The sequence below is a fragment of the Microcystis sp. LEGE 08355 genome, assembly GCF_015207185.1.
Classification (GTDB): Bacteria; Cyanobacteriota; Cyanobacteriia; order Cyanobacteriales; family Microcystaceae; genus Microcystis; species Microcystis panniformis.
In genome coordinates, this window is sequence record NZ_JADEXI010000503.1 from 1 (window position 1) to 3,367 (window position 3,367).

Genomic DNA, 3,367 nt, shown 5'->3' on the forward strand with positions numbered 1-3,367 from the left:
TCTCAAATCTAATGTAACTCTATATTTTGAAATAAAATGAAAAATCCTTCTTGTGTAAAATGCTTATCGTGGGTAAGAATTTCATTTATATTCATTTGGCGCATTGTTTGCATGGATATACAATCTGTTAAGCTGTAATCCTTATCTGGACGATTTTGATATAAATCTAATCCTGATTGGAACGTCTGATGAGTTTGAGGTATAACTAAGATTTGGGGATTATTTTGTAAGCCTCTAATAACTTGTAAGGTTTTTCGTCTAACTGACATTCCATAAGCAGATAGATTGTTGAAAACTTCAATAAAGACTTCATCGGTTGTCACTATTGTTACCTGCTGGAGTTTCCTTGTCATTTCTATAGCTTTCTCATGCCAATCATCACGATTGTTAATGAGAGCAACCCAATAAAATGTGTCTGCAAATATGGTTTTCATTGCTAGGATGCTATAAACTTTAGTTTCGGCTTTGCTTAGGATTTGGGAACTCCATAAAGATAATGGTCATGTTGATTAGCAAGATCTATAGGCAACTTTTCTAAGTCGTCATTGTCTAATGGCATCTCTTCCAGAAGCTTTAATATTGCCTCCCCTACATTACTTTCAGATTTAGCATAACTAGCTTGTGCTGAAAGTAGGAAGTTCAAAGTTTCTTCTATTAAAGAATCTGGTGCTTGTTCAATCTCTTGTAATAGTCTCTCTTTAGTATTCATGGTTTTATTCCTTGCTAATCAGTTATCAGTGATTAATTCAATTATAGTCAATGATAGGTGATGGGTTACGACTAAATCTGGATGTTGTTAAATTTTCTCTTGACAAAGGCGACTTGACAGGATACTATATTCATAATGGAAAATCCGTGCGCCTACAGACCCTCTTTTCCAACGGTCTTAACTATGATTGGTTCAATCAATCAATCTTCATCTCTAATTCACTCTTAACTAGCTCCCTAGTCATAGTTCATCATTCAATCATTCCAATCACTGTCAATGGTGGTGGTGCGTTACGACGGATTGTTAGCTTGAAGTTAAAGCGGAAATTTTGGCCGTCTAACGCACCCTACTGGACTACTGGACTAGGTAATAGGTGTAGGGGTAATTCATGAATTACTCCTACAATAACGTTTGTCTGGATGTTGTTAAATTTTCTCTTGACAAAGGCGACTTGACAGGATACTATATTCATAATGGAAAATCCGTGCGCCTACAGACCCTCTTTTCAAGTCTCAATAATCGCCAATAAAAGCTTAGACAGCGATAATTTTTTTAAGGATTGAGAACCATGAACCATCAAAGAGAGTTTTATGTTGTCATTGAACGGGATGAGGATGGATATTATGTTGGGGAAGTTCCTCAACTTCGGGGTTGTTACAGTCAAGGGGAAACGATTGATGAATTGATGAAGAATATCAGGGAAGTGATTGAACTTTGCTTGGAAGATGACAATCCTGAAGATGTATCGGAGTTTGTTGGAATTGAAAAGGTGTCTATCTGATGCCAAAATTACCGGTAGTAACAGGTGATGAAGTTATCAAAGCTTTAACGAGAATAGGGTTTCAATCTATCCGACAAAAAGGAAGTCATCTGCGCTTAAAACATGAAGATGGAAGAGTTGTCACCGTACCAGTTCATCGGGGGAAAACTGTCGGGAAAGGATTACTCTTAAAAATTTTACGCGATGCTGAACTGACACAAGAAGAATTTATTCGTCTGCTGTAATTTCAATCTTGATTTAAGCTTAATGTCCCCGTTTGTCTGGATGTTGTTAAATTTTCTCTTGACAAAGGCGACTTGACAGGATACTATATTCATAATGGAGAATCCGTGCGCCTACAGACCCTCTTTTCCAACGGTCTTAACTATGATTGGTTCATTCAATCAATCTTCATCTCTAATCCACTCTTAACTAGCTCCCTAGTCATAGTCCATCATTCAATCATTCCAATCATAGTTAAGACAGCATCCCCCTATAATTCCGATAAACGGTTTGGGTATGGGAATGATTTTCCCCTAATCCTTCCCTGAAAATATTAATCGCTTCTAGATGGAGAGGTTCCGCTTCTGTGTACCTGACCTGAAAATAGTACAATAGTACAATAGTGCTAAATTGTTGAGAGATACCAATTTTCATAACTAAGATTGGGAATATTTTGAAAATGCTTAATGTTAGCTGTAATCAGAGTATAATCGCAATAAATAGCAGTCGCAGCAATAAACAAATCAATCGGGGTAATTAGTTGTCCTTTTATTCTAAGATTAACGTATATTTGAGTAGCTATATCACTAATTTCACGATCATAACCAATTACTTCACTGACTTCTACAAGACGTTCAAATTGTTGTTGTTGATTTCGTGCATCTTTATACAATAAACCACTTTTAATCTCGTAATAGGTAAAGATTGAAAACGATATATAAGTATAGTGTTGTCGATAGATGCGGAATTGTTCAATTACTGCGGGATTGCCTCGTAAAAAATAAGAGAGGATATTGGTATCAAGTAATGCTTGTTTCATAAGTCATTTATCCGTTTTAAATCGAGTTGACGATTAGCTTCTGCTTCTTCGACAATCTCTTGCATAGTATTTTCTATATCTGCTGCCATACCAGCAAATTCCATAAAGTCAACGTCTGGATGTTTTGTTTTTATAGATTGGACAAAATGCAGGATTTCCGGCAGCAGAGAAATGGGAGTTGTTTCAATTTCTTTAATAAGTTCTTCTTTGAGTGTCATAGCTTTATCAGTTATCAGTGAGCAGTGAGCAGTGGTTAATTCAATCATAGTCAATGATAGGTGATGGGTTACGACTAAATCTGGATGTTGTTAAATTTTCTCTTGACAAAGGCGACTTGACAGGATACTATATTCATGATGGAAAATCCGTGCGCCTACAGACCCTCTTTTCCAACGGTCTTAACTATGATTGATTTATTCAATCAATCTTCATCTCTAATCCACTCTTAACTAGCTCCCTAATCACAGTTCATCATTCAACATTCCAATCACTGTCAATGGTGGTGGTGGGTTACTGGACTAGGTAATAGGTGTCGGGGTAATTCATGAATTACCCCTACCATAACGTTTGTCTGGATGTTGTTAAATTTTCTCTTGACAAAGGCGACTTGACAGGATATTATATTCATAATGGAAAATCCGTGCGCCTACAGACCCTCTTTTCCAACGGTCTTAACTATGATTGGTTCATTTAATCAATCTTCATCTCTAATTCACTCTTAACTAGCTCCCTAGTCATAGTTCATCATTCAACATTCCAATCACAGTTAAGACTGTTTTCAGGGATGAGGGGGTTTTGGTTTCAACATCTCCACCACCTCATCGGGAAACCGTTGTCTTAATTCTGCTTCGGGTAA

9 protein-coding genes are annotated in these 3,367 nt (G+C 36.8%); 4 read left to right on the forward strand and 5 right to left on the reverse strand.

Going from position 1 to position 3,367, the window contains the following annotated elements:
- Positions 1-8: 8 nt before the first annotated feature.
- Entirely contained in the window at positions 9-434 is a 426-nt protein-coding gene (locus tag IQ242_RS20055; protein ID WP_002756072.1) for a type II toxin-antitoxin system VapC family toxin, read from the reverse strand.
- A 35-nt stretch (positions 435-469) separates the two neighbouring features.
- Positions 470-709, reverse strand: a complete 240-nt coding sequence (locus IQ242_RS20060; RefSeq protein ID WP_002735146.1) for a hypothetical protein — start codon at positions 707-709, stop codon at positions 470-472.
- 388 nt (positions 710-1,097) lie between these two features.
- On the opposite strand from IQ242_RS20060, the gene IQ242_RS20065 reads away from it, so the two are divergent.
- From IQ242_RS20065 to IQ242_RS20075, 3 genes are read left to right on the forward strand one after another with little or no spacing between them, the layout of a single operon-like run.
- Positions 1,098-1,238: a hypothetical protein gene (locus IQ242_RS20065; RefSeq protein ID WP_193961172.1), complete on the forward strand. Its 141-nt coding sequence runs from the start codon at positions 1,098-1,100 to the stop codon at positions 1,236-1,238.
- 39 nt (positions 1,239-1,277) lie between these two features.
- Positions 1,278-1,490, forward strand: coding sequence for a type II toxin-antitoxin system HicB family antitoxin (locus tag IQ242_RS20070; protein ID WP_002749012.1), 213 nt, complete (start codon positions 1,278-1,280; stop codon positions 1,488-1,490).
- Positions 1,490-1,714: a type II toxin-antitoxin system HicA family toxin gene (locus IQ242_RS20075; protein ID WP_002748708.1), complete on the forward strand. Its 225-nt coding sequence runs from the start codon at positions 1,490-1,492 to the stop codon at positions 1,712-1,714. Before IQ242_RS20070 ends, IQ242_RS20075 begins: the two co-directional genes overlap by 1 nt.
- 232 nt (positions 1,715-1,946) lie before the next feature.
- Here the strand turns inward: IQ242_RS20075 and IQ242_RS20080 are convergent, their stop codons facing one another.
- From IQ242_RS20080 to IQ242_RS20090, 3 genes are read right to left on the reverse strand one after another with little or no spacing between them, the layout of a single operon-like run.
- Entirely contained in the window at positions 1,947-2,126 is a 180-nt protein-coding gene (locus tag IQ242_RS20080) for a tetratricopeptide repeat protein (RefSeq protein ID WP_228021113.1), read from the reverse strand.
- Positions 2,098-2,511 (reverse strand): type II toxin-antitoxin system VapC family toxin, encoded by a 414-nt coding sequence (locus IQ242_RS20085; protein WP_149977626.1) that lies wholly within the window; start codon positions 2,509-2,511, stop codon positions 2,098-2,100. Before IQ242_RS20085 ends, IQ242_RS20080 begins: the two co-directional genes overlap by 29 nt.
- Entirely contained in the window at positions 2,508-2,729 is a 222-nt protein-coding gene (locus IQ242_RS20090) for a hypothetical protein (protein WP_002780223.1), read from the reverse strand. Before IQ242_RS20090 ends, IQ242_RS20085 begins: the two co-directional genes overlap by 4 nt.
- Before the next feature lie 326 nt (positions 2,730-3,055).
- Here IQ242_RS20090 and IQ242_RS20095 point away from each other — a divergent pair, with 326 nt between their 5' ends.
- On the forward strand, positions 3,056-3,205 hold the full coding sequence (locus tag IQ242_RS20095; protein ID WP_193961173.1) for a hypothetical protein: 150 nt from the start codon (positions 3,056-3,058) through the stop codon (positions 3,203-3,205).
- The last annotated feature ends 162 nt before the right edge of the window (positions 3,206-3,367 follow it).

Excerpts from the sequence above, each read along its gene's own strand:
- IQ242_RS20065 (WP_193961172.1), top strand. The coding sequence starts at position 1,098 with ATGAATTACTCCTACAATAACGTTTGTCTGGATGTTGTTAAATTTTCT.
- IQ242_RS20080 (WP_228021113.1), bottom strand. The coding sequence starts at position 2,126 with ATGAAAATTGGTATCTCTCAACAATTTAGCACTATTGTACTATTGTAC.
- IQ242_RS20055 (WP_002756072.1), bottom strand. The coding sequence starts at position 434 with ATGAAAACCATATTTGCAGACACATTTTATTGGGTTGCTCTCATTAAC.
- IQ242_RS20085 (WP_149977626.1), bottom strand. The coding sequence starts at position 2,511 with ATGAAACAAGCATTACTTGATACCAATATCCTCTCTTATTTTTTACGA.
- IQ242_RS20060 (WP_002735146.1), bottom strand. The coding sequence starts at position 709 with ATGAATACTAAAGAGAGACTATTACAAGAGATTGAACAAGCACCAGAT.
- IQ242_RS20075 (WP_002748708.1), top strand. The coding sequence starts at position 1,490 with ATGCCAAAATTACCGGTAGTAACAGGTGATGAAGTTATCAAAGCTTTA.
- IQ242_RS20090 (WP_002780223.1), bottom strand. The coding sequence starts at position 2,729 with ATGACACTCAAAGAAGAACTTATTAAAGAAATTGAAACAACTCCCATT.
- IQ242_RS20095 (WP_193961173.1), top strand. The coding sequence starts at position 3,056 with ATGAATTACCCCTACCATAACGTTTGTCTGGATGTTGTTAAATTTTCT.
- IQ242_RS20070 (WP_002749012.1), top strand. The coding sequence starts at position 1,278 with ATGAACCATCAAAGAGAGTTTTATGTTGTCATTGAACGGGATGAGGAT.